General features: G+C 58.0%; 27 protein-coding genes. 15 read left to right on the forward strand and 12 right to left on the reverse strand.

What is annotated here, in order from left to right; translation table 11 throughout:
• Positions 1-4: 4 nt before the first annotated feature.
• Together dprA and GPL81_RS06615 are read right to left on the reverse strand one after the other, a co-directional pair.
• Positions 5-1,111, reverse strand: coding sequence for a DNA-processing protein DprA (dprA, locus tag GPL81_RS06610; RefSeq protein WP_160105994.1), 1,107 nt, complete (start codon positions 1,109-1,111; stop codon positions 5-7).
• 81 nt (positions 1,112-1,192) lie between these two features.
• Positions 1,193-2,218, reverse strand: a complete 1,026-nt coding sequence (locus tag GPL81_RS06615; protein WP_160105996.1) for a LysM peptidoglycan-binding domain-containing protein — start codon at positions 2,216-2,218, stop codon at positions 1,193-1,195.
• A gap of 171 nt (positions 2,219-2,389) precedes the next feature.
• Here GPL81_RS06615 and def point away from each other — a divergent pair, with 171 nt between their 5' ends.
• The 5 genes from def (at position 2,390) to GPL81_RS06640 (ending at position 7,104) form a co-directional block, all read left to right on the forward strand.
• A complete protein-coding gene (def, locus tag GPL81_RS06620; protein ID WP_096514113.1) occupies positions 2,390-2,896 on the forward strand; it encodes a peptide deformylase in 507 nt (168 codons plus the stop codon).
• A gap of 70 nt (positions 2,897-2,966) precedes the next feature.
• The gene (fmt, locus tag GPL81_RS06625; RefSeq protein ID WP_160105998.1) at positions 2,967-3,926 is read left to right on the forward strand and encodes a methionyl-tRNA formyltransferase; all 960 of its coding nucleotides are present in this window, start codon (positions 2,967-2,969) and stop codon (positions 3,924-3,926) included.
• Positions 3,923-5,233, forward strand: coding sequence for a 16S rRNA (cytosine(967)-C(5))-methyltransferase RsmB (gene rsmB / locus GPL81_RS06630; RefSeq protein ID WP_160105999.1), 1,311 nt, complete (start codon positions 3,923-3,925; stop codon positions 5,231-5,233). Before fmt ends, rsmB begins: the two co-directional genes overlap by 4 nt.
• A gap of 22 nt (positions 5,234-5,255) precedes the next feature.
• Entirely contained in the window at positions 5,256-6,632 is a 1,377-nt protein-coding gene (trkA, locus tag GPL81_RS06635; RefSeq protein ID WP_121106023.1) for a Trk system potassium transporter TrkA, read from the forward strand.
• Positions 6,633-6,789: 157 nt separating this feature from the next.
• Complete coding sequence (locus GPL81_RS06640) at positions 6,790-7,104, forward strand: tetratricopeptide repeat protein (protein ID WP_160106001.1); 315 nt, start codon at positions 6,790-6,792, stop codon at positions 7,102-7,104.
• On the opposite strand, the gene GPL81_RS06645 is transcribed toward GPL81_RS06640, so the two are convergent.
• The 3 genes from GPL81_RS06645 to tag all read right to left on the reverse strand — a co-directional run bounded on the left by GPL81_RS06645 (position 7,105) and on the right by tag (position 8,909).
• Positions 7,105-7,344 carry a PilZ domain-containing protein gene (locus tag GPL81_RS06645; protein ID WP_160106003.1) on the reverse strand — a complete coding sequence of 80 codons (240 nt, stop codon included), beginning with the start codon at positions 7,342-7,344 and terminating at the stop codon, positions 7,105-7,107. It abuts the gene before it with no gap.
• 79 nt (positions 7,345-7,423) lie between these two features.
• Positions 7,424-8,311: a lysophospholipid acyltransferase gene (locus GPL81_RS06650; protein WP_096514119.1), complete on the reverse strand. Its 888-nt coding sequence runs from the start codon at positions 8,309-8,311 to the stop codon at positions 7,424-7,426.
• Positions 8,312-8,351: 40 nt separating this feature from the next.
• Positions 8,352-8,909 (reverse strand): DNA-3-methyladenine glycosylase I, encoded by a 558-nt coding sequence (tag, locus tag GPL81_RS06655; protein ID WP_096514120.1) that lies wholly within the window; start codon positions 8,907-8,909, stop codon positions 8,352-8,354.
• An 81-nt stretch (positions 8,910-8,990) separates the two neighbouring features.
• Here tag and glyQ point away from each other — a divergent pair, with 81 nt between their 5' ends.
• The 4 genes from glyQ to GPL81_RS06675 all read left to right on the forward strand — a co-directional run bounded on the left by glyQ (position 8,991) and on the right by GPL81_RS06675 (position 13,381).
• Entirely contained in the window at positions 8,991-9,944 is a 954-nt protein-coding gene (gene glyQ / locus GPL81_RS06660) for a glycine--tRNA ligase subunit alpha (RefSeq protein ID WP_003213601.1), read from the forward strand.
• The gene (gene glyS / locus GPL81_RS06665) at positions 9,941-11,995 is read left to right on the forward strand and encodes a glycine--tRNA ligase subunit beta (RefSeq protein WP_160106005.1); all 2,055 of its coding nucleotides are present in this window, start codon (positions 9,941-9,943) and stop codon (positions 11,993-11,995) included. The genes glyQ and glyS overlap by 4 nt, the downstream gene beginning before the upstream one ends.
• Before the next feature lie 6 nt (positions 11,996-12,001).
• Positions 12,002-12,535, forward strand: a complete 534-nt coding sequence (gene gmhB / locus GPL81_RS06670; protein WP_160106007.1) for a D-glycero-beta-D-manno-heptose 1,7-bisphosphate 7-phosphatase — start codon at positions 12,002-12,004, stop codon at positions 12,533-12,535.
• Between the two features lie 66 nt (positions 12,536-12,601).
• Positions 12,602-13,381, forward strand: coding sequence for a lysophospholipid acyltransferase family protein (locus GPL81_RS06675; protein ID WP_160106009.1), 780 nt, complete (start codon positions 12,602-12,604; stop codon positions 13,379-13,381).
• A gap of 457 nt (positions 13,382-13,838) precedes the next feature.
• On the opposite strand, the gene GPL81_RS06680 is transcribed toward GPL81_RS06675, so the two are convergent.
• From GPL81_RS06680 to GPL81_RS06690, 3 genes are all read right to left on the reverse strand, one after another.
• A complete protein-coding gene (locus GPL81_RS06680; protein WP_160106011.1) occupies positions 13,839-14,447 on the reverse strand; it encodes a hypothetical protein in 609 nt (202 codons plus the stop codon).
• Positions 14,448-14,455: 8 nt separating this feature from the next.
• Positions 14,456-15,310 (reverse strand): hypothetical protein, encoded by an 855-nt coding sequence (locus tag GPL81_RS06685; RefSeq protein ID WP_160106013.1) that lies wholly within the window; start codon positions 15,308-15,310, stop codon positions 14,456-14,458.
• A 342-nt stretch (positions 15,311-15,652) separates the two neighbouring features.
• Entirely contained in the window at positions 15,653-16,003 is a 351-nt protein-coding gene (locus GPL81_RS06690; protein ID WP_160106015.1) for a hypothetical protein, read from the reverse strand.
• 106 nt (positions 16,004-16,109) lie between these two features.
• On the opposite strand from GPL81_RS06690, the gene GPL81_RS06695 reads away from it, so the two are divergent.
• The 3 genes from GPL81_RS06695 to GPL81_RS06705 are packed head-to-tail and all read left to right on the forward strand — an operon-like array spanning position 16,110 to position 19,497.
• The gene (locus tag GPL81_RS06695; RefSeq protein WP_160106076.1) at positions 16,110-17,675 is read left to right on the forward strand and encodes a recombinase family protein; all 1,566 of its coding nucleotides are present in this window, start codon (positions 16,110-16,112) and stop codon (positions 17,673-17,675) included.
• Positions 17,672-18,592, forward strand: coding sequence for a plasmid partitioning protein RepB C-terminal domain-containing protein (locus tag GPL81_RS06700; RefSeq protein WP_160106017.1), 921 nt, complete (start codon positions 17,672-17,674; stop codon positions 18,590-18,592). Before GPL81_RS06695 ends, GPL81_RS06700 begins: the two co-directional genes overlap by 4 nt.
• On the forward strand, positions 18,592-19,497 hold the full coding sequence (locus GPL81_RS06705; RefSeq protein ID WP_160106019.1) for a ParB/RepB/Spo0J family partition protein: 906 nt from the start codon (positions 18,592-18,594) through the stop codon (positions 19,495-19,497). Before GPL81_RS06700 ends, GPL81_RS06705 begins: the two co-directional genes overlap by 1 nt.
• A 343-nt stretch (positions 19,498-19,840) precedes the next feature.
• On the opposite strand, the gene GPL81_RS31355 is transcribed toward GPL81_RS06705, so the two are convergent.
• On the reverse strand, positions 19,841-20,977 hold the full coding sequence (locus GPL81_RS31355; protein WP_246218903.1) for a hypothetical protein: 1,137 nt from the start codon (positions 20,975-20,977) through the stop codon (positions 19,841-19,843).
• A gap of 241 nt (positions 20,978-21,218) precedes the next feature.
• Between GPL81_RS31355 and GPL81_RS06715 the strand changes: the two genes are divergently transcribed.
• From GPL81_RS06715 to GPL81_RS06725, 3 genes are all read left to right on the forward strand, one after another.
• Complete coding sequence (locus GPL81_RS06715; RefSeq protein WP_160106021.1) at positions 21,219-21,641, forward strand: hypothetical protein; 423 nt, start codon at positions 21,219-21,221, stop codon at positions 21,639-21,641.
• Positions 21,642-21,707: 66 nt separating this feature from the next.
• On the forward strand, positions 21,708-22,277 hold the full coding sequence (locus tag GPL81_RS06720; protein WP_160106023.1) for a hypothetical protein: 570 nt from the start codon (positions 21,708-21,710) through the stop codon (positions 22,275-22,277).
• 69 nt (positions 22,278-22,346) lie between these two features.
• Positions 22,347-22,643: a hypothetical protein gene (locus GPL81_RS06725; RefSeq protein WP_160106025.1), complete on the forward strand. Its 297-nt coding sequence runs from the start codon at positions 22,347-22,349 to the stop codon at positions 22,641-22,643.
• 73 nt (positions 22,644-22,716) lie between these two features.
• On the opposite strand, the gene GPL81_RS06730 is transcribed toward GPL81_RS06725, so the two are convergent.
• From GPL81_RS06730 to GPL81_RS06740, 3 genes are all read right to left on the reverse strand, one after another.
• Positions 22,717-22,935 (reverse strand): AbrB/MazE/SpoVT family DNA-binding domain-containing protein, encoded by a 219-nt coding sequence (locus tag GPL81_RS06730; protein ID WP_160106027.1) that lies wholly within the window; start codon positions 22,933-22,935, stop codon positions 22,717-22,719.
• Between the two features lie 113 nt (positions 22,936-23,048).
• On the reverse strand, positions 23,049-23,486 hold the full coding sequence (locus tag GPL81_RS06735) for an antitoxin Xre-like helix-turn-helix domain-containing protein (protein WP_160106029.1): 438 nt from the start codon (positions 23,484-23,486) through the stop codon (positions 23,049-23,051).
• A gap of 174 nt (positions 23,487-23,660) precedes the next feature.
• Positions 23,661-23,867, reverse strand: coding sequence for a hypothetical protein (locus tag GPL81_RS06740; RefSeq protein WP_160106031.1), 207 nt, complete (start codon positions 23,865-23,867; stop codon positions 23,661-23,663).
• Positions 23,868-23,977 lie beyond the last annotated feature (110 nt).

Genomic DNA, 23,977 nt, shown 5'->3' on the forward strand with positions numbered 1-23,977 from the left:
AAACCTAGCTCACCCGCGCAAACCAGCGCCCGTTTTCGCAGACTGCGCAACCCTCCATTTCCAGCTCGGTCAGCGCCACCAGCACTTTGGGCAACGTCCAGCCGCTGGCATCGGCCAGCGCTTCACTGGTGTGCGGTGCGGCGTGGAGCAACGACAACAAGGGATGGGGCGCAGCGGTCGCTGGCGTGCCTGTGGATAAAGGCAGTTGTTGCCAGCCGCGCAAGGCTTCGAGGATATGCTCGATGGTTTCCACCAGCACCGCACCGTCACGAATCAACTGATGGCAACCCTTGGCGCCGGGGTGATGGATCGACCCCGGAATCGCGTACACCTCACGTCCTTGTTCCGCCGCCAGCCTCGCGGTGATCAATGAACCGCTGGCGACGCTGGCTTCGACCACCAGAACGCCGAGGGATAAACCACTGATGATTCGATTGCGCCGCGGGAAGTTGCTGGCAGTCGGGCCAGCGTCCAGCGGGAACTCGGAAAGCACTGTGCTGCCCGAGGCGATCATCGTATCGGCCAGCCGTCGATTGCGCTGTGGATAAAAATTTTCCAGCCCCGTGCCAAGCACACCGATCGTTTGCCCGCCAACGTCCAATGCCGCCTGATGCGCAGCGGCGTCGATTCCCAGCGCGAGACCGCTGGTGATGACAAAGCCAGCGCTGGCCAGGCTGCGGGAAAACGCGGCGGCGGTGTCCATGCCCGGCCTTGATGCACGTCTACTACCCACCATCGCCAGTTGCGGCTTTTCCAGAATTTCGCGGTTGCCTGCGACGAACAGCAATGGTGGAGCATCGCTGATTTCCGCCAGCAGCGCCGGGTAGTCAGGTTGGTCCCACATCAATAGATGCTGGGCCGGACGCTCTAGCCAAGCCAGTGCGTGGCTCGCACCATCACGAACATCAGCGCAGCGCCGAGCCTCGGCACAGGCCAGCGGCAAACCCAGCGCACGCCATGCACTGGCCGGCGCACTGATGGCTTTTGACGCCGAACCGAAGGCCTCCAGCAACTTCTTGAACCGCGCCGCACCGAGTTCCGGCAAACGATGCAGGCGTAAACGAGCTTCCAGTTCCGCCGGGGAAACGGATGTAAATGCAGATTGCGACATGGATCATCCTTGATCGTTATAAGCACCCGCCCAAGCGGGAATAAGCTGTGGATAACTCTGTTGGTAACTTGTGAAGCACACTTACGGGTTTCGCACCTTGTCCATCACCGCCAGCGAGCGCGAGGCGTTGAGCACCAGTCCGTAGCTGAGCTTGTCGTAGGTGCGAAAAACCATCAGCAGACCGGCACGCTCATCAGGAATTTTCAGCGGCTGGCCAGTGATCCGGTCGCGCACGGTTTCGCCGGTCTTCATCACCACCAGCACATTGCCTTCGGCCAGGCCGTCACGCTGGCCCTTGTTCAGCGTGACCACGTCCAGTGCGCCGATCTGGGTCACCCCGCGGGGCACATCGATGATCAATCCGTCGATCTGGTTTTTCGGTGAGCTGGGCATGAACGTTGAGTTGATCGAGCGTTCTTCGCCGCTGAACAACCGGTCACCAAGGCGCACTTCCTGGGTCGTGCGCTGCAATGCCAGCGTAGCCACGTCGCCTTCAGTGGCGACGATCTCGCCGCCGCCGATGTCGTCGGCGTTGATTCCGAGAAACTCCCGGGTCTGTGGATCGGTGTAGACCTTGCCCTGACGGAAGATGCCGTACACCGTTTGCGCCGGATCGAAGTGGCCGCGGGCGAAGATTCGGTCACCCGTACCGCTGAGCACGCGCTCGGCATCACCGGCCACGATGTAAGGCGCCTTGTCGAAATCCTCGGCCTTGTCGACGATGCGATTGCTCAGCAGAAAACTGTTGATCGATTTCAGTGGAATGCTCGGAATCGCATCGGCCACCGGGCTGCTGCGCACCCGCGGCGAGAGTTTGAGGGTGCCCCGGGAAGCGCCGCGATTGAGGGTCAGGCGTGGCTGACCGTTGACGTAGACCAGCGAAAGCGTATCGCCAGGATAGATGAGGTTGGGATTTTCGATTTGCGGATTGGCTTGCCACAGCTGCGGCCACTGCCACGGTTCACGGAGGAATTTTCCCGAGATATCCCAGAGTGTGTCCCCCGATACCACGGTGTATTGCTGTGGAAAACCTTCCCTGAGTTGCACTTGCCCGTGCGCCAAACCGGCGGACACCAGAAGGAGCAGGGCGATCAGTGATTTCCTCATGCGGTGAATCCCTTTATTATGTACGTTCGCGTGAAACGCCAGAGCCGTCAGTGGCTCGCTCCCCGCTTGCTTATGAAAAGAAGGGAGCTACGTTTTACAACGGTAGCCTGCCTCTTCGGACTCGCCAGGCCACCGGCCCGACCTTACTTCACACGTGCAGTCATCAAGCCTATGGCCATTTTGAACATCCTCGAATTCCCTGACTCGCGCCTGCGCACCATCGCCAAACCGGTGACCGTAGTGGACGACGAAGTGCGTCAGTTGGTCGATGACATGTTTGAAACAATGTATGAGGCGCCGGGCATCGGCCTCGCCGCGACCCAGGTCAACGTACACAAACGCATCGTCGTAATGGACCTGTCCGAAGACCGCACCGAGCCACGAGTGTTCATCAACCCCGAGCTCGAACCGCTGACTGACGAGATGGGCCAGTACCAGGAAGGCTGTCTTTCGGTACCGGGCTTCTACGAAAACGTCGATCGCCCGCAAAGGGTCAAGGTCAAGGCACTGGATCGCGACGGCCAGCCTTACGAACTGATCGCCGAGGATCTGCTCGCCGTGTGCATCCAACACGAATGCGACCACCTCAACGGCAAATTGTTCGTCGATTACCTGTCCACGCTAAAACGCGACCGCATCAAGAAGAAACTGGAAAAGCTTCATCGCCAGAACGCCTGATGCCCCTCTTCAAAGGCTTGCCGCGGCAAGCCTTTTTCTTTTCAAGAAGCTTTGCAATAGAGAGCCCCCCATGACCGAGCCACTGCGCATTGTCTTTGCCGGCACCCCGGAATTCGCCGCCGAACACCTCAAGGCCCTGCTCGATAGCCCTTATGAGATCGTCGCCGTCTATACCCAACCGGACCGCCCGGCAGGTCGTGGGCAAAAGTTGATGCCGAGCCCGGTCAAGCAGTTGGCGCTGGAGCACAGCATCCCGGTGCTGCAACCGCCAACACTGCGCAACGCAGACGCGCAGGCCGAACTGGCCGCGCTGAAACCGGACCTGATGGTGGTGGTCGCCTACGGCCTGATCCTGCCGCAGGTGGTGCTGGATATTCCCCGCCTGGGTTGCATCAACAGCCACGCCTCCCTGCTGCCACGCTGGCGCGGTGCGGCGCCGATCCAGCGCGCCGTCGAAGCGGGCGACCGCGAAAGTGGCGTGACCGTGATGCGCATGGAAGCTGGCCTGGACACTGGGCCGATGCTGCTGAAAGTCACCACGCCAATCAGCGCCGAAGACACTGGCGGCAGTCTCCACGACCGTCTGGCGCAAATGGGTCCGCCGGCGGTGGTGCAGGCAATTGCCGGCCTCGCCGCCGGAACGCTCGCAGGCGAAGTACAGGACGACAGCCTCGCCACCTACGCGCATAAATTGAACAAGGACGAAGCCCGCATCGACTGGACTCGCCCGGCCATTGAGCTGGAGCGGCTGGTACGGGCCTTCAACCCGTGGCCGATCACCCACAGCACGCTGAACGGCGAAGCGCTGAAAGTCCTGGCTGCGAACCTGGCTGAAGGCAACGGCGCACCGGGGGAAATCCTCGGTGCCAGCAAGGACGGCTTGCTCGTCGCCTGCGGTGAACAGGCCCTGTGCCTGACCCGCCTGCAATTGCCCGGCGGCAAGGCGCTGAACTTCAGCGATTTGTTCAACAGCCGTCGTGAGAAATTCGCCACCGGTACCGTAATGGGTCAAACGGCGGACACTCAATGAACCCGCGTCTGGCCGCCGCCAAGGCACTGGCTGCTGTCCTTAACGGAAAAGCCTCGCTCAACAGTTCACTGCCGACACAACTGGACAAGGTAGAGGACCGCGACCGCGGTTTCACCCAGGACCTGGCGTTCGGCACCGCACGCTGGCAACCACGCTTGTCGGCGCTGGCGGCCAAACTGCTGCAGAAGCCGTTCAAGGCCGCCGACGCCGATGTCGAAGCGCTGCTGCTGGTCGGCCTCTACCAATTGCTCTATACCCGCGTTCCGGCGCACGCCGCCATCGGCGAAACCGTCGGTTGCGCCGACAAGCTGAAAAAGCCCTGGGCCAAAGCCTTGCTCAATGCCGTGCTGCGCCGTGCCCAACGGGAAAGCGAAGCGCTGCTGGCAGAGCTGGAACACGACCCGGTGGTACGCACCGCCCACCCGCGCTGGCTGCAAAAATCCCTGAAAGCCTTCTGGCCCGAGCAGTGGGAAGCCATTTGCACGGCGAACAACGCGCACCCGCCAATGATTCTGCGGGTCAACCGCCGCCATCAAACGCGCGATGCCTATCTGGAGCTGCTGAGCCAGGCCGGCATCACTGCCCAACCGTGCGTTTACAGCCGCGACGGCATCATCCTCGACGCCGCCGCCGACGTACGCAGTCTGCCGGGTTTCGCCGAAGGCTGGATCAGTGTGCAGGACGAAGCGGCACAACTGGCAGCCGATCTGCTCGACCTGGCGCCGGGCCAACGGGTGCTGGACGCCTGTTGCGCGCCGGGCGGCAAGACCTGCCACATCCTCGAAGCCGAGCCAAAATTGGCCGGTGTGGTGGCGGTGGACCTGGAAGCCAAGCGTCTGGTGCGGGTACGGGAAAACCTCGAACGCCTCGGCCTGAGTGCCGAACTGATTGCCGCCGACGGCCGCGACACTCAGGCCTGGTGGGACGGCAAGCCATTCCAGCGCATCCTGCTAGACGCACCGTGCTCGGCCACCGGGGTAATTCGTCGCCATCCGGACATCAAACTGACCCGCCAACCGGATGACATTGCCGCACTGGCGGTGCTGCAAGGCGAATTGCTCGACGCCATGTGGAATACCCTGGAGGTCGGCGGCATCTTGCTCTACGCGACATGCTCGACATTGCCGACCGAGAACACCGAGGTAATCGAAGCGTTCCTCGCCCGCACACCGGGTGCCCGCGAGCTGGACCTGGCGACCGCGGCCGGTATCAAGCAGCCCCATGGACGCCAATTGCTGGCACAGGAAGGCGGCCATGACGGCTTCTATTACGCCAAGCTGATCAAGATCGCCGCCGCGCGCGGTTAACCGGATTCAATGGAGTGACTGGATGAAAATCATCATCCTCGGTGCGGGGCAGGTCGGCGGTTCGCTGGCGGAACACCTGGCCAGCGAAGCCAACGACATCACAGTGGTCGACACCGATGGCGAACGCCTGCGCGACTTGGGTGATCGCCTGGACATCCGCACGGTCCAGGGTCGCGGCTCCATACCTAGTGTGCTGCGCCAGGCCGGTGCGGATGATGCCGACATGCTGGTCGCCGTGACCAATAGTGATGAAACCAACATGGTGGCCTGTCAGGTCGCCCACACCCTGTTCCATACGCCGACAAAAATCGCTCGGGTGCGCGAAGCCGCGTACCTGACTCGCGCCGACGAGCTGTTCGATAACGAAGCGATTCCGGTCGACGTACTCATCAGTCCGGAGCAAGTGGTCACTCATTACATCAAGCGCCTGATCCAGCATCCGGGCGCGTTGCAGGTGATCGACTTCGCCGAAGGCAAGGCGCAACTGGTAGCTGTGCGTGCCTACTACGGCGGACCGCTGGTGGGCCAGCAACTGCGGCAATTACGTGAGCACATGCCGAACGTCGAAACCCGCGTCGCGGCGATTTTCCGTCGAGACCGGCCGATCCTGCCCCAGGGCGATACGGTGATCGAGGCGGACGACGAAGTGTTTTTCATTGCCGCCCGCGCGAATATTCGCGCGGTCATGAGTGAAATGCGCCGTCTCGACGAAACATACAAGCGCATTGTCATCGCGGGAGGCGGGCAGATCGGTGAACGTCTGGCCGAAGCCATCGAAAGCCGTTACCAGGTGAAGATCATCGAGATGAATCCGGCGCGATGCCGCCACCTTTCGGACACCCTCGACAGCACCGTCGTGTTGCAAGGCAGCGCCTCGGACCGCGATCTGCTGCTGGAGGAGAATATCGCCGACGCGGACGTCTTCCTGGCCCTGACCAATGACGACGAGGCCAACATCATGTCGTCGCTGCTGGCCAAGCGCCTGGGTGCGAAGAAGGTGATGACCATCATCAACAACCCGGCATACGTCGACCTGATCCAGGGCGGCGACATCGACATCGCCATCAGTCCGCAACTGGCAACCATCGGCACCTTGCTGGCCCATGTGCGGCGCGGCGATATCGTCAGCGTGCACTCACTGCGCCGGGGCGCCGCGGAAGCCATCGAGGCGATTGCCCACGGCGATGCGAAATCGAGCAAAGTCGTCGGCAAGGCCATCGAAAACATCGGTCTGCCGCCGGGGACCACCATTGGCGCGATCATCCGCGACGAAGAAGTGATCATCGCCCATGACGACACGGTGATCCAGACCGGGGACCATGTGATTCTGTTCCTTGTGGATAAAAAGCATATTCGCGATGTGGAAAAGCTGTTTCATGTGGGGTTGAGCTTTTTCTGACCCGAAAAATGTTGCGCCTGCACGGGCCTCATCGCGGGCAAGCCTTGCTCCCACAGGTTGGGGTCGTATATGCAATTGTTGAACGACCCCAACCTGTGGGAGCAAGGCTTGCCCGCGATGGCAATCTCGAAATCGCAAATCACTCAAAGGAAAAACCATGATCGAATCCCTGGAAAAAATGCTCGCCAAGGGTGTGGATAATCCGTTGCTGCGCTTCGGCCTGGGCAAGGGCTATCTGGATCTTGGGGAGAACGCCAAGGCTGTGGAACATTTCCAGCGCTGCGTCGAACTCGATCCCAAGTATTCGGCGGCCTGGAAACTGCTCGGCAAGGCCCATCTGGCGCTGGCGGATAACGCGGCTGCGCGCCAGGCCTGGGAGCGTGGATTGGAAGCCGCTCAAGCCCATGGCGATAAACAGGCCGAGAAGGAAATGACGGTGTTTCTGAAGAAGCTCGACCGTCAGGCGCACTGATCAGAGGTAGCGAAGCCCAATGCCATCGGCGTCTACCTGCACCACTTCCATGCGCACCCGCGGCGCGCCTGTGGGTAAGCCCTGGACCTGCCCGTAAACCACGGCGCCTGTGGGTAATGCAGACAATGCCGGGTGTTTGACGTAAACCCCCGTGGTCGTCAGATTGCGCGTCTGACCCAGGCATTCGCCCACGCTTTCGTGAGTGATCTTGATGCGAAATGATTTGCGCTGTTCGGACATCTGGTGCGCCCTTGAATGAACGGTTGTGGATAACCTCGCTCCTACAGGATCAGGTTATCCACAGATCATGCCAATCGCCTCAATACCAGCGTTCTTCACCCGGAGGACGCTTCTTGAAACGCTTCATGCTCCACATGTACTGGCTCGGATAGGCCCGCACATAACGCTCGACCACTTGGCTCATGGCCGCGCAAGACGTGGCGGTATCAGTGCTGTACATGGCCTCGGGCGCGGCTTCCAGAATCACTTTGTAGCCCGAACCGTCCGGCAACCGCAGGGCATGCAGGAACACACCGACCGCCTTGCCGCCGGCAAGCATGTTCGGCACGAACTTGCTCGTCAGGGCCTGAGTGGCGAAGAACGGCACGAAGATCCCGGCGGACTCGGCCGGTTCCGGGTCAGCGGGAATGCCCACTGCACCACCTTTGCGCACTTCCTTGATGACGCTGAGGATGCCTTCCTTGGTGGACGCAGCCACTTTGTTGCCCAACTGCACCCGCTGCTTTTGCAGTAATTCATCCACCGCCTTCAGCTTGGGCGGGCGGTAGAAAATGATCGGTTTGCACTGGCTGCAATAAAAGTGGTTGAGCACTTCCCAGTTGCCCAGGTGGCTGGTGATGCCGACGACACCTTTACCGGAGGCGAGGGCGTCCTTCAACACGTCGAGGCCTTCGACCTCGCGCACCAGGTCGATGGAGCGCTGGGCCGGCCAGATCCAGGCGCAAGCGCTTTCGGTCAGGGACTTGCCAATGTCTTTCAGGCTCTGGCCGACCAGACGCTCGCGTTCGGCGGGGTCCATGTCCGGAAAGCACTTGGAGAGGTTGATCCGCACCACATCGCGGGAACGGTTGGGAGTTTTCCACATCACCCAGCCAATCGCCGAGCCGACGGACTGCACTGCCCGCCACGGAAGCAGGGCAAACAGCCGCAGAGCGCCTACCAGCAAGGCGCCTTTAAACTTATCCACAGGTCACTCCTGATCTTGTGCTGTGCGCGAGGCGGCTATTCTAACCGCCGTTGGCCAGCATCGCGTAGCGATCGCAATCCTGCGTGTGGTCCATGACCATGCCCGAGGCCTGCATCAGCGCGTAGCAAATAGTCGGCCCCACGAAGGTGAAGCCAGCCTTTTTCAGGCCTTTGCTCATCTCCACCGCCTCGGGCGTGATGGCCGGCACTTCGCTGCGATCCTTGAAATGATTGATCTTCGGCACACCACCGACGAAGGACCAGAGAAATGCCACCGGTTCATCCAGCGCCAGCCAGGCCTGGGCATTGCGCCGCGCCGCATTGAGCTTCAGACGATTGCGGATGATGCCCGGATCAAGCATCAATTCATCGATTTCCGCGTCGCTCATCTGGGCCACACGCTGCACGTCGAAGCCGTACATCACCTGGCGATAGTGCTCGCGTTTGCGCAGCACGGTGATCCAGGAAAGCCCGGCCTGGAACCCTTCGAGCAAAAGCAACTCGAACAAACCCTGCGCATCGCGTAGCGGCGTGCCCCACTCCTGATCGTGATAAGCCATGTACAGCGGATCTTCGGAACACCAAAAGCAGCGTGGCATAAGGCTCCAGGGGGCGTGCGCAGCAATGAATCGGGTATACTCCCGCTCTTTAAATCGCAGCCCAAGAAACAGGTGAATTTCGTGAGCCAGCCTACGCCAGCCGTGCGTACCTTCCAAGACTTGATCCTCGCCCTCCAGCAATACTGGGCCGAGCAAGGTTGTGTGGTACTTCAGCCCTACGATATGGAAGTAGGCGCCGGCACTTTCCACACCGCTACATTCCTGCGCGCCATTGGCCCGGAAACCTGGAACGCCGCCTACGTGCAGCCAAGCCGCCGTCCGACTGACGGCCGCTACGGGGAAAACCCGAACCGCCTGCAGCACTACTACCAGTTCCAGGTCGTGCTCAAGCCGAACCCGGACAACTTCCAGGAGCTGTACCTGGGCTCGCTCAAGCACGTGGGCCTGGACCCATTGGTGCATGACATCCGTTTCGTCGAAGACAACTGGGAATCGCCGACCCTGGGGGCCTGGGGTCTGGGCTGGGAAGTCTGGCTCAACGGCATGGAAGTGACGCAATTTACTTACTTCCAGCAAGCGGGCGGCATTGAGTGCTACCCGGTGACTGGCGAGATCACTTACGGTCTGGAACGCCTGGCCATGTACCTGCAAGGCGTGGACTCGGTCTACGACCTGGTCTGGGCTGACGGTCCGTTCGGCAAGGTGACTTACGGCGACGTGTTCCACCAGAACGAAGTGGAGCAGTCGACCTACAACTTCGAGCACGCCAACGTCGAAAAACTGTTCGAGCTGTTCGATTTCTATGAAAGCGAAGCCAAGCGCCTGATCGAACTCGACCAGCCGCTGCCGTTGCCGAGCTACGAAATGGTGTTGAAGGCCTCCCATACCTTCAACCTGCTGGATGCGCGCCGGGCGATTTCCGTGACCGCGCGTCAGCAATACATTCTGCGTGTTCGCACCCTGGCGCGTTCCGTTGCGCAAGCCTACCTGCTGGCGCGTGCCAAGCTGGGCTTCCCGATGGCGACCCCGGACCTGCGTGACGAAGTACTGGCCAAGCTGGAGGCTGCACAATGAGTGCTCTGGATTTTCTGGTTGAACTGGGCACTGAAGAACTGCCACCCAAGGCCCTGAACACCTTGGCCGAGGCGTTCCTCGCCGGTATCGACAAGGGCCTGCAAGCTGCCGGCCTGAACTACGAGACCAAAACCGTTTATGCCGCGCCACGTCGCCTGGCCGTGCTGATCACCGCGCTGGCCACCCAGCAGCCGGATCGCAGCATCAACCTCGACGGCCCGCCGCGTCAGGCGGCGTTCGATGCCGAAGGCAACCCGACTCAAGCAGCACTGGGCTTTGCCAAGAAGTGCGGCGTCGACCTGAGCGAAATCGATCAGAGCGGCCCGAAACTGCGCTACAGCCAGAGCATCGCCGGCAAGCCGACCGCGAGCCTGCTGCCGACCATCGTCGAAGATTCCCTGAACGACCTGCCGATTCCAAAGCGCATGCGCTGGGGCGCGCGCAAGGAAGAATTCGTTCGTCCGACCCAGTGGCTGGTGATGCTGCTCGGTGACCAGGTCATCGATTGCACCATCCTCGCCCAGAAGGCCGGCCGCGACTCCCGTGGCCACCGTTTCCACCACCCGGAAAACGTGCGCATCGGTTCGCCGTCCAGCTACCTGGCCGACCTGCGTGCCGCTTACGTGCTGGCCGATGCCAACGAGCGTCGCGACATCATCAGCAAGCGCACCGAAGAGCTGGCGACCCGCCAGGAAGGCACCGCTATCGTGCCGCCGGACCTGCTCGACGAAGTGACCGCGCTGGTCGAGTGGCCAGTGCCGCTGGTGTGCTCGTTCGAAGAGCGCTTCCTCGATGTGCCGCAAGAAGCGCTGATCACCACCATGCAGGACAACCAGAAGTATTTCTGCCTGCTGGATGTCGACGGCAAGTTGCTACCACGCTTCATTACCGTGGCCAACATCGAGAGCAAAGACCCGCAACAGATCATCGCCGGTAACGAGAAAGTGGTTCGCCCACGTCTGACCGACGCCGAATTCTTCTTCAAGCAAGACAAGAAGCAGAAACTCGAAGACTTCAACCAGCGCCTGCAAAACGTGGTGTTCCAGGAAAAACTCGGCAGCGTCTATGACAAGGCCGAGCGCGTTTCCAAACTCGCCGCCTACATTGCCGCGCGCATTGGTGGCAACGCTTCCTGGGCCGCTCGTGCAGGCTTGCTGTCCAAGTGCGACCTGGCGACTGAAATGGTCGGCGAGTTCCCGGAGATGCAAGGTGTCGCCGGTTACTACTACGCCCTCAATGACGGCGAGCCGGAAGATGTCGCGCTGGCGCTGAACGAGCAGTACATGCCGCGCGGTGCTGGCGCTGAACTGCCGTCCACCCTGACCGGCGCCGCGGTGGCCATCGCCGACAAGCTCGACACCCTGGTCGGCATTTTCGGCATCGGCATGCTGCCTACCGGCAGTAAAGATCCGTACGCCCTGCGCCGTGCCGCACTGGGCGTGCTGCGCATCCTGATCGAGAAGCAACTGGACCTGGACCTGAACGACGCCGTGGCTTTCGCCGTGAATGCGTTCGGCGCCAAGGTCAAGGCGGCCGGTCTGAACGACGCGGTGCTGGAGTTCATCTTCGATCGTCTGCGTGCGCGCTACGAAGACGAAGGCGTTGATGTCGCGACCTACCTGTCGGTTCGCGCGCTGAAGCCGGGCTCCGCCCTGGACTTCGACCAGCGCGTGCAAGCGGTGCAAGCGTTCCGCCAATTGCCGGAAGCCGCCGCACTGGCTGCAGTGAACAAGCGTGTGTCGAACCTGCTGAGCAAGGTCGAAGGCTCCGTGCCGACGGTCGTGGAAGCCAAGTACTTCGACAATGCCAACGAGTTCTCCCTGTACTCGGCAATCCAGCAGGCAGACCAGGCAGTTCAGCCTATGGCTGCGGCGCGTCAGTACAGCGAATCCCTGGCACGCCTGGCTGCCTTGCGAGAGCCGGTCGATGCGTTCTTCGAAGCGGTCATGGTGAACGCTGAAGATGCCAAGGTCCGCGCCAACCGCTATGCACTGCTGGCGCGTCTGCGTGGCTTGTTCCTTGGCGTCGCCGACATTTCGTTGCTGGGGTAAGACTGTTTGAAACTGCTGATTCTCGATCGGGACGGAGTGATCAATTACGACTCCGACGCTTACATCAAGTCGGTGGAGGAGTGGATTCCACTGCCCGGTTCGATCGAAGCCATCGCGCAGTTGAGCAAGGCCGGCTGGACGGTAGCGGTCGCTACCAACCAGTCGGGCATCGCTCGCGGCTATTACGACATCGCTACACTGGATGCCATGCACGAGCGCTTGCGTTGGCTGGTGGCGCAGCAGGGTGGTGAAGTCGGCTTGATCGTCTATTGCCCGCACGGGCCGGACGATGGCTGCGATTGCCGCAAGCCAAAACCCGGGATGTTGAAAAGCATCGCCGCACATTACAACGTATCGCTGACTAATCTATGGTTCGTCGGCGATAGTCTCGGTGACCTGGAAGCCGCCAAAGCCGTCGATTCTCAGCCAGTTTTAGTTAAGACCGGGAAAGGCGAAAAGACTTTGGGCAAGACCCTCCCGGCAGGCACTTTGATTTTCGACGATCTGGCGGCGATTGCCGCAGAACTTATCCACCATTAGAGCGCTTTCGACAGTTCGGGAGTGCGCTTGAACAGTCGGGCAGTGCCCGTAACGGTAAACGTCGCCATGTCGATACTGCAGGCCATCAGAACCTTCCTCTTTTACCTGCTGCTGGGCACCAGCTCCTTGCTGTGGTGCAGCCTGAGCTTTTTCATCGCGCCCTTTCTGCCGTTCAAGGCGCGCTATCGCTTCATCAATGTGTACTGGTGTCGCTGCGCCTTATGGCTGTGCAAGGTGTTTCTCGGTATTCGTTACGAAGTGAAGGGCGCGGAGAACGTGCCTGACCGGCCTTGCGTGATTGTCTCGAATCACCAGAGCACCTGGGAGACGTTCTTCCTGTCGGCCTACTTCTCACCACTGAGCCAGGTGCTCAAGCGCGAACTGCTATATGTGCCTTTCTTCGGTTGGGCCATGGCGATGCTGCGACCGATCGCCATCGACCGTGACAACCCGAAAGCCGCACTCAAGCAAGTCGCGTCGAAGGGCGACGAACTGCTCAAGGACAACGTCTGGGTGCTGATTTTCCCTGAAGGTACCCGCGTTCCTTACGGCACCGTTGGCAAATTCTCCCGCAGCGGTGCTGCGCTGGCTGTCAATGCCGAGCTTCCGGTACTGCCGATTGCGCATAACGCCGGCAAGTTCTGGCCAAAGCTGGGTTGGGCCAAAAAGCAGGGCGTGATTACCGTCATCATCGGTGCACCGATGTATGCCGAAGGCAGCGGACCGCGCGCCATCGCCGATTTGAACGATCGGGTCCAGGCCTGGAACGAGCAGATGCAACGGGAAATGGGCTCGCTGCCACCGGCGCCGCAAGCACCGGTTTCCAACGATCAGGCGGTTGTCTGAGTTTCTGTGGATAACCTGTGTACCGTTTTCCGTAAAGACGTCGTATTTTTACTGCAACTCTATGATTTATATACATATTTCATAAACAGATAAAACGCCGAAAAACGTGCATAAGTTTTTTTCGGACGCAAAAAAACCGGCTGATATAGCCGGTTTTTTTATGCCTGCGATTGTGCTGTTTCATCGCCCTGGAAAGCGAAGTGAAACTGTGCCCAGACATTCTTCGCACACAATAAAAAAGGCCAACGCGGATGCGTTGGCCTTTTCGTTTGACGGGGGTCCGGACTGTCGATGGGCATATTAAGTGTCATGCTTACCCTACGTGGAATCAGGGTTCCACGTGAAACATGGGCATTACAAATGTCGCGAATGAGCAGCAATTACTGTCGTACCCAAGTTTTTTGACACTATTAAATGTCGCTTCGGTTCATCAATCGCAAACCAATCGAGAGACTGATTACAGCCCCTGTCGCTCGCGTAATGCCTTCCGGAACTCCTCATTTTTCTCCTCCACCATCGCGGTCAATTCGAAATGGTGGACCTCATAAATCTGGAATGGCAGAAGAAGGGTTCTAAACATTGAAAGAATCAGCAATCCAATGCTCAGGACGAATAGCCATTGCCCAACAGCTACCGCCTCACCGTGACTTTGAACGATCAGCCAGATTAGGCAAGCAAGGATGCAGGCGATGTGGACCGCCAAGGTCACTGCTTGGGAAAAAAGGAGGTAGGTAATTTTTTCAACATAGAAGGGGGCTTGATCGACTGTTAGTAACTTGGAGCCACCGCTTCTCCCAGTGAACAGCATCAAGGTGACCATGAAACCAGCGAGCACAGAAATGAACGTCATGATACCTGTCATGATGTCTTTCATTGCAACTGCCTGGTTTCCTGTAGCAGCACCATCAGATAACCAATAGCCTAAAGCCGCGCCTACAGAAATCGGGACGACAGCCGCTACCGTCTGTTTGATCCAAAAATGTGACGTTTGGGTGACCACACGAAGCATTTCAGCACCAGCCGTCGCGGCACTCTGGACCTCGTCTGGCAGCAGCCAGTCACGCACCCTCATCCTCATTCTCCCAACGATTTCACAGACTTCAAAACACCATCAGTTTTAACTGGCCCGTTATGCCCAGGATCTCGTAACTCACCGAGATAGGTCTTCAAAGCAATTTCGATTTCTGTAATGGCAGGACGGCCTTCAGGTGTTAATTGGATTTGAACAGGCTTGCGCTCCCGATATTCGCTCAGGTTGTTGACGCTACCACCATTCTTAAAGTGAAGCGTGGCGCCTGCTAACGCTTGGCCATCAGCTTCCTCCAGTAGTGCTATCGCCTGATTTTCGTCCAAGGTTCCATCCTTGTTCTCCCAGCTGACGTTGCATTGCGCAGCACCGGGAATTTTTTGCAACAAGCTGGCAAGCAGGCCGCCGAACTGAGTTCCTTGATGCTTGCTGTCTACCGCCAAACGAGCGGTGATCCGCTCAACACCGCCGTGTAGATCTATTAATTCTCGCAGATCGGTCGATGCAATATCCGAAAAGTCGACCAGAGGATGGGCCTGATCACGATAGCGCCGGAAGAGCTGGCCAAGAAGTTTTTCTAGACCCGCAGCCCCACCGCTACCCATAACTGACTCAATGATAATTATCTCTCCGAGCGCGATGCATCGATAGCTGTGGACTAGCTCACCAGCCTTCCCATCCTCATCTTTAAGCTCAATAATTTTGATTTCCGCCTCAGCGGACGTCAGATCAGGTGTGATGGACTCTGGGATGTGGCCGTGCTGGTAGGAACAAACAGTGAAAAGGACGCCATCCGGTCCCAAATCTTTCATCGAGTTGATGAAATAACACGACTGCCCCTTCTCGATTCTGTTACCTGGATCCGGAAAGTGTCTCATTCCTATATTGTTGGTCTTGGCCATGACGTTTCGCATCTCGTCTTGTATTAGCGGGCGAAGCCAACCTTCCGGAGTGGAACGGGTCGTTTTGTATCTAATAGCTTTGGCAACCAGGGTACGAGAGATATGGGCAGGCAATGATGAGTTCCTTTCTGCCAGATAATGAGAGCACGTCGATCAGAGGCACCGGGCCACTATAGCCTACAAGGCGCTTTTGATACCAAAACTCAGATTGCATACGAAAGTACACCTCACATTTCCTGCACCGAACCTATAGGGCTATTTCCCCTGATAACGGAGTCATGAAACTAAAGGTAAGAACAAAAAACTTCGAAGTCGCCATCAAGCGTAGGCCTTTACGACGACTTAAGCATTTGGGGTGTCAGCGAGGCAAGCATCTATTTCTCCTGCAAGCTCCAGAAGGTGGTTCCTCAATAACGGTAACGCCAAAAGCACTGTTGCTGGACGCCGTCCTGCCATGACCAGATACGCGTTCAGCATCAATTCCGAGTGGCTGATCAGCGCTGCTAGATGCTCACCTCTCGGACCGGTTTTGCCTGCCAGCCAATTCTTTGCGGTCTTCTCGCTGACATGCGTCCACCTCATCAAGACCTTGACCGCTTGGTGAGTAGATCCCAGCTCAGCCCGTAGCGCCAAAGAGATACCTTTGGCGTACTGGTCCTGACCGAGAAAAAAACTACCCTTTTTCGGCAACATTTTTCCGCCCCCTCTCTTCTATCGTCATTAAGACCTTCCGGTGCCTGCCAGGTGATCAATGTCACCAATCTTTTTGCCGGAAAAGCTAATGAAAAGGATGATGAAGATGCCGTACCGGGCCTGCGGTAGTCGGGGCTATCCACTTCGAGACGCGACGCTTGCCGCTGCTTACGTGCGGATGTCGACTGAGCACCAACAATACTCGACCGAAAACCAGCTCGACACCATCAAGCTCTACGCCGTTGAGCATTCACTTGAGATCACCCAGGTATATACCGATTCCGGCAAAAGCGGACTTCGTCTGGAAGGGAGGGACGCGCTCAAGCAGCTTTTTGACGATGTCGAAAGAGGCACCGCTACCTTTTCCACCATTTTGGTTTATGACGTCAGCCGATGGGGACGTTTTCAAGATCCTGATGTGAGCGCCAGCTACGAAGTGCGTTGTCGCGAAGCTGGTGTCTCCGTCCAATACTGCGCCGAGCAGTTCCAGAATGACGGCTCCCCCGTATCCAACATCATCAAAAGCGTCAAACGGATGATGGCGGGCGAGTACAGCCGCGAGTTGTCAGTAAAGGTTTTCGCGGGCCAATCCCGACTTATCGAAATGGGTTACCGGCAAGGCGGGCCCGCTGGGTTTGGACTGCGGCGCACTCTGATCGATGCGGCTGGCACCCCGAAAGGCACGTTATCGCGGGGAGAGCATAAGAGCATCCAAACTGACCGAGTGATCCTAGTACCAGGCCCCACTGATGAAATTCAGACGGTGCAATGGGTCTATCGTGCGTTCGTGGATTATCGAAAAACTGAGCGTGAAATCGCGGACGAACTAAACGCGCGAGGCGAGACAACTGATCTGGCGAGACCTTGGACACGCGGCACCGTGCACCAGTTGTTGATCAACGAAAAGTACATCGGCAATAACGTCTGGAATCATTATTCCAACAAGCTCAAACAGCAACGGGTCAAGAATCTACCGGAGCAATGGGTGCGGTCGGATGGGGCATTCGAACCGATTGTTCCTCAGTCGCAGTTCAAAGCGGCCCAAGAGATCATCCAAAAACGCTCTTATCGGATGCGTGATACCGAGATGCTGGATGCCCTAAAGAACCTTTGTACTCGAAAAGGATTTCTATCAGGGCTCATCATCGATGAGACCGAAGATTGCCCTTCCAGCAGCGCGTATCAATACCGCTTTGGGAGCCTACTGCGGACGTATTCGCTGATTGGCTATACACCCTCACGGGATTACCAGTACATCGAGGCGAATCGCCAGCTTAGACAAATGCACCCGATTTTGCTCCAAACAACCATCGCCAACATCCAAGCGGTAGGGGGAAGAGTCACGGTGGATCCTCGCACAGACCTTATGGAGGTAAACGAGGAACTATTGGTCTCACTCGTCCTCTGCCGCTGCCACGTTACCGACAACGGTTCCAGGCGCTGGAAGGTACGCTTGGACTTAGGCCTGCATCCCGACATCACGATTGCCGTACGTATGGAGCCGAGCGGCGAGAACGCTCTGGACTATTACATTTTGCCTTCCATCGACATGAGCCTGCCCGACCTACGCCTGGCAGAGCAGAACCCATCCAATATCGACATCTACCGCTTCGACACATTGGATGTCCTAGCCGAGTTGTCCCGCCGGTCACCCTACAGGAGGGCGGCATGAATACTTCCGACTTTGAGGACCGATCCTCGCTGCACGTCGCCGACGCATCCCCGATTCAATTGCTGAATATAGACCGTATTCGCGTACTGAACCCTCGCATGCGTAACAGGCAGGTGTTTGCGAAACTGGTAGAGAACATTGCGTCCATAGGGCTCAAACGTCCAGTTACCGTAATTCCCAATGGAGCGGACGATGACGGTCCACGCTATGGCTTAGTGTGCGGGCAGGGAAGGCTAGAAGCGTTTCAAGTGCTCGGGGAACAGCAAATCCCCTGCATCGTAGTGAACGCTAATGAGGTGGATCGATTTCTTATCGGTCTGGTTGAAAATTTGGCGCGTCGTAAGCATTCGAATCGAGACCTGTTGAACTCGATTCAGCTGCTCGCGGACCGAGGCTACTCCATCAAGGAGATAGCTAACAAAACCAGCCTTGATCCGGCGTATGTAAACGGCATTCTCGTGCTCCTGGGTCAAGGGGAGGAGCGATTGATTGCGGCGGTCGAAAAAGGGTGGCTTTCCATCAAACTGGCCGTTGAAATCGCACGGTCAGACGACAGCCAGATCCAGTTAGCCATGATGGAAGCTTATGAAAGCGGCGTCCTAAAAGGCGATCAATTGATCAAGATTCGCCGCCTGATTGATCGCAGAAAATTCATGGGTACCCAGTACGGCCAGATGCACAAGTCGAACGACCGCTCTGTCACGCCCCAAAAGCTGCTCGGCCTCTATAAACAGGAAGTTCGTCGGCAGAAAGTCATGGTCAAAAAAGCCGACATCAGTGAGCAGCGATTACTAATCCTTGTCACTGCCATGAAAAAGCTGCTCGCGGATGATTATTTTTGCACGCTGCTTCGCACGGAGACGATCCAAGACATGCCGAAAGCGCTCGCGGACCGCATCCAGTGGGAGGCATCCTGATGACACATGTTAAGCATGCATTTGAGCAGAATATCGTGTCGGTACCGCTGGAACACATCCTTCCAACACGCAAACTCGACCGGGAAATCCAGACGAGCAAAAAGTACCTGACAATTCTATCGTCAATCCGCGAGCTGGGGGTCGTGGAGCCGTTAGCGGTCCATCCTGAAAAGATGATGGAAAACAATGTGCAGCTGTACATCCTGCTGGATGGTCACTTCCGCCTAGAGGCACTCCGATCCCTGGGAGCTAAAGAGGCACTGTGCCTGATCTCAACCGACGACGAAGGGTTCACGTTCAACCGCCAGATCGGGCGCCTGACGCCGGTTCAGGAGCACAAGATGATCCTCACTGCGGTCAAGAAAGGGCTAGAGCCTGCGCGCATCGCGCGCGTACTGGGCGTGAATGTTGATCGCATCCATGAACGTCAGCACCTGCTCGATGGCATAGCGCCGGAGGCCATCGAGTTGCTCAAGGTGCGGATGGTGAGCAAATCCGTGTTCCGTGTGCTCAGAAAAATGAAGCCATTACGACAAATCGAAACAGTCGAAATGATGATTTCGGCGAACTGTTTTACACAGAACTACGCGCAGATGGTGCTCGCAGCAACACGCCCCGAAATGCTGAACGCCAAGAAAAGCAAAGTGACCAGCGATGCCAATGCCGAAGATATCGCTCGGATGGAACGAGAAATGGAAAAGCTCTACCAAGACTACAAGGTAGTTGAGGACACATTAGGCGAAACGATGCTGGTGCTTGTCGTTGCGAAAGGCTATATGTCTCGCGTGTTGAGCAACGAGGCCATTGCTGGATTCATGGTCCGCTCTTACCCTGAGCTGCTCGAAGAACTGGTATCGATCATGGAAGCGGTCAGCTCGGACGCTCGCCACTTGGAGCGTGAGTAGTTTAGCGCTACATCTGGTTAAGCCCCCCTCCCCACAGTCCTATGCCTCCATCGAATGTGTCTACCTCAGTCTTTTTGAAATCGCAGTTCTGGCGCAGATGAACGAGAAGTCCGTTCGTAATGCCAAGTGGTCTACCACTCCAGATCGGTTGATCACACGCAAGGAAGGCTGTCGCACAGTTGTCGATTCCCATGAAGCGCTGCGCTGGTTGAACGGTCGTCGCACCCTCAAACCTACAGTTTTGTTGTGAGGTGTATGGCTATGTATTTATCCCACCACAACGCAATTCACCTCCGCATAGGTTTCAACCGCCCACGGCTCATTTCACTGAACGGCACCTAAGCTATCGAGGAATCACAATCTCTTCATCTAACTCGTCCACCACGCCTGGTTTGAGGGGATCGATCCAGTCTGCTTTGGCGCGTCCCCAACGGAGCAGTTCGAGTTGCTCTATAGAATGCTCATGGCGTTCGGCGCTCGCTTCCAAAGCATTGAGGTACTCACGAATGGCCTGCGCCCGCCGCCAGTTCTGCGCATCAACTTCAAGTTTCGCCAGCCGCTGTTTTTCCGCGTCTTGCCGACGTTTTCGTTCCAGCGCGATGTCGCGAACTCGCTGGCGCTCGGCGTCTTCAATTGCTTGACGTTCACTGCGGACTAAAAACTCCACCGCTCGGGTGGCCATTAGCCCAACCAGTGTATTGAGCTGCAATTCCACAGGCCGGCTGTCTGAGTCCACAATTTTCCCTCCGTAACCTTCATTGACCAAAACTTGCAGCCTACCGGAGGGGGTGAACTGCCATTTCGCCCAGTAGCTCCATTCCCCCTTGGCCTGGGCCGCTCGCTCCTTGGCGGTGGGTTCATATGCGGAGCGCAGTGACGCTTCAAACAACCGCAAATGCAGGACATGGCCAAACATCAGAATCTCAACGCGGTGCTGCCCTTGTTGAACGGTATAGCCTCGCTTCTCCAAGGCTTTGAGCAGCGTGTCCGCCACTTTCAGTGCGCGACTCTGTTGCGCGGGAGAAACTGAAATATTCAGCCCGTTGCCGCGCGTCTGCGGCATGCCGCGCTGATCGATGAATGGTCGCCCTAATGCCTCGCGAGCAGCAGTCACCACCGGATGCCATACCTTGATACGCTCGGGTACCACTATCTGGTTTTCCGGCTGCTGCTCAAAGCTCAGCACGCGCTGAAGTCGGCTGTCGACGACTTCGGCGGCCGGATCCTGACCAGAAGGTGGTGCGGCGGGGCGATATAAATAACCGGGATAGCCGGTGTATTCGCGCAGCTTGGGGCGCAGGGATACGCGCTTACTCGCCTTGACCTTGGCCCAATGACCGCGCGGCGGGGTGGGGATTTGTAGGCGCGTGCAGAGCTTTTTCAGCCCCACGTCGGACAGCCCGTAGCGCGGCGCCACCACCTGAACAGGCTCAGACCAAACCTCCTCCAGCAGCGTTGCCCGATCATAGCGTTCCACCATTTAACCGATCCTCGATTATGCGCAGTGCGGTTCGACTCCCCCCTGTTCCGCGTCCTAAAGCGCATCGAGTCCAACGATCGAGTCCCCCGGATCCCGCGCCAGCACCCCATGCGACCTCGTGCAGCAGAAGGTGAACACCGTACAGGTGTAAACCAAAGTGTTGGCAAACAGCTATTGACAGCTCCCGACAGCTGACGTACCGTGCAGACTATACCAATCGTTTACCAAACAGGACATAACCATGGTCGACACCATCCAAGCCGCACTGAGCCAACTCACCACCGAGGGCGATCTGATCCACGGCACCGCCGCCTTGGTCGAGAGCATCAAAGCCCACACCCACCTGTCCTATAAAAAAATTGGTGAAGCGGCCGACGTGACCGAACAGGGCGTGCGCCGCTGGCGCGAAAACAACTCGGGCCAAGCCTCACGGGTCCAAGCCCTGGTGAACTTTGCCCAGACCCTACTCACTGCACCGGCAGGGGCGGCCGTGCGGCCTGCTGGCAACGCCGCCGATGCCTTGCGTGCGGTCACTCCGCTGGCAGTCCAGACCTGCGTCAAAGAAGGACTGGAAGCACTGTTGGGCATCGGCCTCAGCGCCTGCACTATCGTAAAGCTTGAGACTAACAACGGTAAAGTCACAATAGAGCTGGCGCTAGAATAACCCTCGGCCCCGATTACGTCATACCGTACCGCAGCGCCTCACGTTATGCCCTTAAAGGAATGCTCCATGGCTCGCACTTTGCTGGATGTCCAACTCGCCCGTCTGCTGTACCCACTGCTCATCGAACTCGCCACCGCTCGCCAAACCCTGACCTACAAGCAACTGATTGAGCGCGCCCAGGCGCGCTACCCGGATGATCAACGGGTGGCCAACCTGATTCCAGTGCGCATGGGGCGCATCCTGTGGGTGATCTACGACTTCGTGGCAGAACGCGAGCTGCCGCGTTTGACCCTGATCATCGTCAGCGCCGGGGACCAGTACCCTGGCAGCGCCATGTGGCAGCACGATTGTCATGCCGAACAACAACGCTGTTTTGCCTTTGACTGGTCTACGGCCGATCAGGCGTTTGACCTGTACGGCCAGCACAGTGAAAAAGCGGTCACGCCCCTGCGGCGTGTCCCCCGTGAGCAAGCGAAACAGCTGATGGCCGCCCACTACCACGATCCGGCGAATGTTTACCCGAGCGGCATTCGCGCTCTGCGCGAAGCCATTATCGAAAACATCATGAACGGCCTGTCGGTGGCGGAGGCGTTTGACATCGAAGCGCAGCTGCTGGCGCCGTCGGCGCACGCATAACCACACTGGTTCACCGTTTAACTAGCCGACCCAACGCTTGCTTACCCGCTCTCAATAAGGAACTCTGCGATGAACTGTTTCCAGTGGAATATCGACACCCTCGCTTCGCTGGGTCGTATTTTTTTGCACGAGGTGAAGACGAAACTGCGATGCATTGACGGGGCAACCGTGCAATTCGGGAAAATGGGGCAGGGCATACACCCCAATTATCAAGTGTGTTTTCCCAATGGCACCGTGAACACCTATCGCGGCGCCAATCACACCCCCTTTTTGCCGCCTGGTGCTTTTAAGCCGGGACACATCTCCCAGCCGTTTTTCGTAGCGGACCTTCAGCGTGCCTTCGACGCCGCCGTCGCTGCCCGCTAGAGGAGCCAAACCGCTGCGCTGCCTCATCACGAGACTCCGCAGCGGTCGCTTTGTCCCCCTTCGTGGCAGGGGCCTAGGACGACCAACCTGGCACTCGCGCGCCGGCCGGGGTTTCTGCCATCAGCTCATCCAGTGTCAGCTGTGTGCGTACCGACCTGAGCACCAAGGTGTCTTGCTCGAACACGGCGCAGTGCATGGCTGAACCGGCCACCAGGTTGTTTTGCAACACAAACGCATTTGGCACGGTAAAAACCAGCGCCCCGTGCCAACGACGAAGAACAACTGTGCTCATGATTTAATCCTCAACAGGGGTGAACGCCGTCAGGCGCCATTCCATCCGATTCCTTCAGGTCCACTCGCCGCAACGACTCAAGGCGAGGCAGGCGCCACACGGCATCACCGACTTCAGCTTAAAACCCCGTGCTCGATTTGCCCCACCAACGTGAGTAGCGCCTGTCGCTCCACCTGAGTGCCGAGCAGGTCGTTTGCGCTGCGGCCACCGAGGCCATACATCGGCTTGCCCATCCATTCCTGAGCTTGAGCCACGTCGCCTTCAAATAAGGCGTAGACGCGCGTGAGGACCACAACCAATTGAAAGAGCTGATCACTTTCGCCGGGCGTAAACCGTCCCGATTGACGTCGACGTCGCAGAGTTGAAGCGGGTATCGATAGTCGCTCGCGTAGCTGCTTCGGCGTCAGCTGGAACTCATGGCCCACACGCTCAAGGATGCAGAAGGGGAAACCCGCTCGAATCAGGGTCAGCAGTGCATCGCCTTGTGCAGGGATTCCCAAGCGTACCCAGCCTGCTTCCTCGGCACAGCCGTCAACGATCCAATAGCGCATGTTCACCCCCTGCCTGGATAGGCCGCGTCAATGTAGGCAGTAACGCGAGCCGAGCCTCGCGGCCGTTTTGAACAAAGTCAGCAAATGCTCCAACGATTGTCGCCCGCCATGAGAGTGAAAGCTCACCACCAAAAAGCATTCGTGTTCACAGGTTTCGATCAGGTACCGGCGTGTTTACTCAACGACCTGAGTGATTGGCTCGGACAGGATCAAGGTACCGTCGGGGTAGGTAGGGCTTTTATACACCCGTCCGACCACGCAATAGCTGCTGATGTAGGCATCCAGCACGTACCCCGTAATGTAGGCTCTGGGGTAGTTCTCCAGCAGGGCGGTGAGCAGTAAGCTTTTTTTATGCGGCGTCAATTTACGCAACCCGTTCATGCTGTCCCCTGACCTGACGATCTGCCTATCACAGCGCGGAAAACGCTACCCTCAAGGCGGCTTCCCACCGCCGATCAGCCATACACGGCGATACTGACGTGGGAACGGCC

The sequence above is a fragment of the Pseudomonas izuensis genome, from assembly GCF_009861505.1.
GTDB classification, from domain to species: Bacteria; Pseudomonadota; Gammaproteobacteria; order Pseudomonadales; family Pseudomonadaceae; genus Aquipseudomonas; species Aquipseudomonas izuensis.